The sequence below is a fragment of the Parafrankia sp. Ea1.12 genome (assembly GCF_900465275.1).
GTDB classification, from domain to species: Bacteria; Actinomycetota; Actinomycetes; order Frankiales; family Frankiaceae; genus Parafrankia; species Parafrankia soli.
On sequence record NZ_UBIZ01000343.1, the window covers coordinates 1 to 2894 of the forward strand.

General features: G+C 74.6%; 3 protein-coding genes. 2 read left to right on the forward strand and 1 reads right to left on the reverse strand.

Annotated features, from left to right (window positions below; translation table 11 throughout):
• Together FMEAI12_RS19170 and FMEAI12_RS19175 are read left to right on the forward strand one after the other, a co-directional pair.
• Window positions 1–911: ABC transporter ATP-binding protein (locus FMEAI12_RS19170; RefSeq protein WP_146776730.1), on the forward strand; the 911-nt coding region annotated here is incomplete at its 5' end.
• Window positions 908–1648 (forward strand): ABC transporter ATP-binding protein, encoded by a 741-nt coding sequence (locus FMEAI12_RS19175; protein ID WP_071061286.1) that lies wholly within the window; start codon window positions 908–910, stop codon window positions 1646–1648. The genes FMEAI12_RS19170 and FMEAI12_RS19175, both read left to right, overlap by 4 nt.
• Before the next feature lie 62 nt (window positions 1649–1710).
• Here FMEAI12_RS19175 and FMEAI12_RS19180 read toward each other — a convergent pair.
• On the reverse strand, window positions 1711–2894 hold a 1184-nt coding region (locus tag FMEAI12_RS19180), incomplete at its 5' end, for an ABC transporter substrate-binding protein (RefSeq protein ID WP_235014195.1).

Below are 2894 nucleotides of genomic sequence, written 5' to 3' on the forward strand. Positions count from 1 at the left end.
TCGCCGCCAACGCCCCCGCCGTCAACGCCGCCAACGCCTCCGCCCCCGCCGCAGCGGCGGGCCCGGCGACGGGACCGATCCGCCGGGTCGGCACGGTCGCCTACCCGGCCCGGCCGGCCACGCTGTCGGTCTGGGGACTGTCGGTGAGCTTCGGGCCGGTGGCTGCGGTCCGCTCGGTCGACCTGCGGGTCGAGCCGGGACGGGTCGTCGGCGTCATCGGCCCGAACGGTGCGGGCAAGACGACGGTGATCGACGCGATCACCGGCTACACCTCGTCCGTCTCGCGGTCCCTGATGCTCGGCGACACCCGGCTCGACCGGCTGCCGGCCCACCTGCGTGCCCGTGCCGGGATCAGCCGGTCGTTCCAGAACCTCGAGCTTTTCGAGGATCTCACGGTCATCGAGAACATCCAGGCCGCCTGCGACCCGCGGGACGCCCGTGCCTACGCCGGTGACCTGGTGCTGCCGCGCTCCCGGCCGCTGCCCGCCGCGGCCGCCGCCGCCGTGGAGGCCTTCGGTCTGCGCGACGACCTGCTCCGCACGGTCTCGGAGCTCTCCTACGGCCGCCGCCGGCTGCTGGCGATCGCCCGCGCGGTGGCGACCTGCCCGTCCGTGCTGCTGCTGGACGAGCCGTGCGCGGGGCTCGACGAGAACGAGAGCGCCGGGGTGGCCACGCTGCTGCGGCGGCTGGCGGACAACTGGGGGCTGGGAATCCTGCTCAACGAGCATGACATGGACGTGGTGATGCGGATCTGCGACCAGGTGGTCGTTCTCGACGGCGGTGAGGTGATCGCGCAGGGCACCCCGGGTCAGGTCCGGGTCGACCCGCGGGTGCGCCGGGCCTACCTGGGCGCGGCGACCGGCGCCGGCCGCACACCGGCGGCCGGCTCGGCCGGCGCGGTTAGCCGGTGAGCACGAACCCCCCGGCCCCCGGTGTGCCGCGGCCCAGGACGGGGCCTGCCGCGCCGGTGCTCAGCGCGCGCGGGCTGTCGGCCGGCTACGGCGAGGGCGGGCCGGTGGTCCGCGGGCTCGACCTGGACCTGCGGCCGGGGGAGGTGGTCACCCTGCTCGGGCCGAACGGCGCCGGCAAGACGACGACGCTGCTCGCGCTGAGCGGGGCGCTGTCGCCCAGCGGCGGCACCGTCTCGTGGAACGGCCGGGTGACGACCGCCCCGTTGCACCAGCGTGCCCGCGCCGGGCTGGCCTTCGTCCCCGAGGACAGGTCCGTGATCATGGATCTGACGGTGCGGGAGAACCTGCGGCTCGGCCGCGCCGACACCGGCGTGGCCCTGGAGACGTTCCCCGAGCTGGCCGGGCATCTCGACCGGCGGGCGGGCCTGCTCTCCGGTGGTCAGCAGCAGATGGTCGCGCTCGCCCGGGCCCTCGCGCGCCGGCCCGCGGCGCTGCTCGCCGACGAGCTCTCGCTCGGCCTCGCGCCCCAGCTGGTCGAACGGCTGCTCGGCGCCGTCCGGGCCGCGGCCGACGGTGGTCTCGCCGTGCTCCTCGTCGAGCAGCATGTGCGCAGCGCGCTGGCGGTGGCCGACCGGGTGATCGTCCTGCGGCATGGCCAGGTCGCGTGGTCGGGCCCGGCGGCCGGGGTGCGGGCGGATCCCGACCTGCTCCTCGGCGCCTACCTGCCCCTGGCCTGACGCCACCCGGAGGTCGTCGCCCGGCGCGCGGGCCGGCTGGGCCCGCGCGCCAGGCCGTCGGGTCAGGAAGCGCCGCGGGTCAGCAGGCCGAGCGCCTCGTAGGTTTCCGGCCCGAGCGGGACGAAGGTGTGCTGGGCGCTGTTCCAGCGGGCACCGCGCATCGTCGTGTTGAAGACGCGCTCCACACCCGGGATGGGGTTGGGCGTGGTGAAGTCCAGCGGCGGGATCACGCCGAGGTCGAGGCCCTTGGTCGCGCGGAGCTGCTCGAGCAGGCTCTTCGTCGTCAGGTCGCCCGAGACGGAGTTGCCGACCTTCTCGGCGATCTGGACGGACAGCCACGCCCCGGTGGTCTCCGTGGAATCCCGGAGCTCGGCGCGCGCGTCGGCATCGCCCCCAGCCGCCTCGGCGTCCATTTCGGAGATCATCCGTTTGAGCTCGGGGAACTCGGCGGCCTGGCTGAGCTCGGGGAACGCGCTGGCGACGACGAGGTTGTCGGCGGCCGGCCCGAGCGTGGCGAGGTACTCCTTGGAGAGGGTGCCGGCCGCGTGGCAGGTGCGCAGGTTCGGGTCGCCGCCGCCGATGACCGCGTAGGCGGCCTGGTCGAACACCACCAGGACGGCGCCGTCCGCACCCGCCCTGCTCAGCTGCGCGACGGTCGGGGTGAGGTCGCTGCTGGTGATCGGGATGCGCAGCTCGGGATTGATCGGCGCCCCGGCCGCGCGCCCGCCGGCCTGGGCCATCGTGATCAGGCGGTCACTCGCGCTCAGGTCGTAGCCGACCAGCCCGACCTTGGACGCCCCGGCCTTGCGTAGCAGCGACGGGCAGACGGCCGGGTAGAAGGTGAGTGGGCTGACGACGAAGCTGACGTCCGAGCTGAGCTCGGAGCCGTCCGCCGCGATCCCGGCCGACCCGATCGCCGGGATGCCGGCCTCCTCGAGGATCGGCATGATCCCGCCCGAGCCGTTGACGGTGGAGACCACGGCCAGAACGTGCTCGTCCACCGCCTTCTGGGCGCATTCCTTCGCCGCGGTGGGGTCGTTCTTCTCGTTGCAGTGCAGGATCTCGACCGGATGGCCCTTGATGCCGCCACGCTCGTTGACACCGCGGGCGGCGGCCCGGACCGCCGCCACCATCTCGGGATGGTTGGCCCCGGTGGTGCCGACCGGCGCGATGATCATCAGCTTGACCGGTTCGCCGGAGCTGGTGGCCGTGCCACCGCCCTGCTCGCCGTCGCCGCCGCCGCACG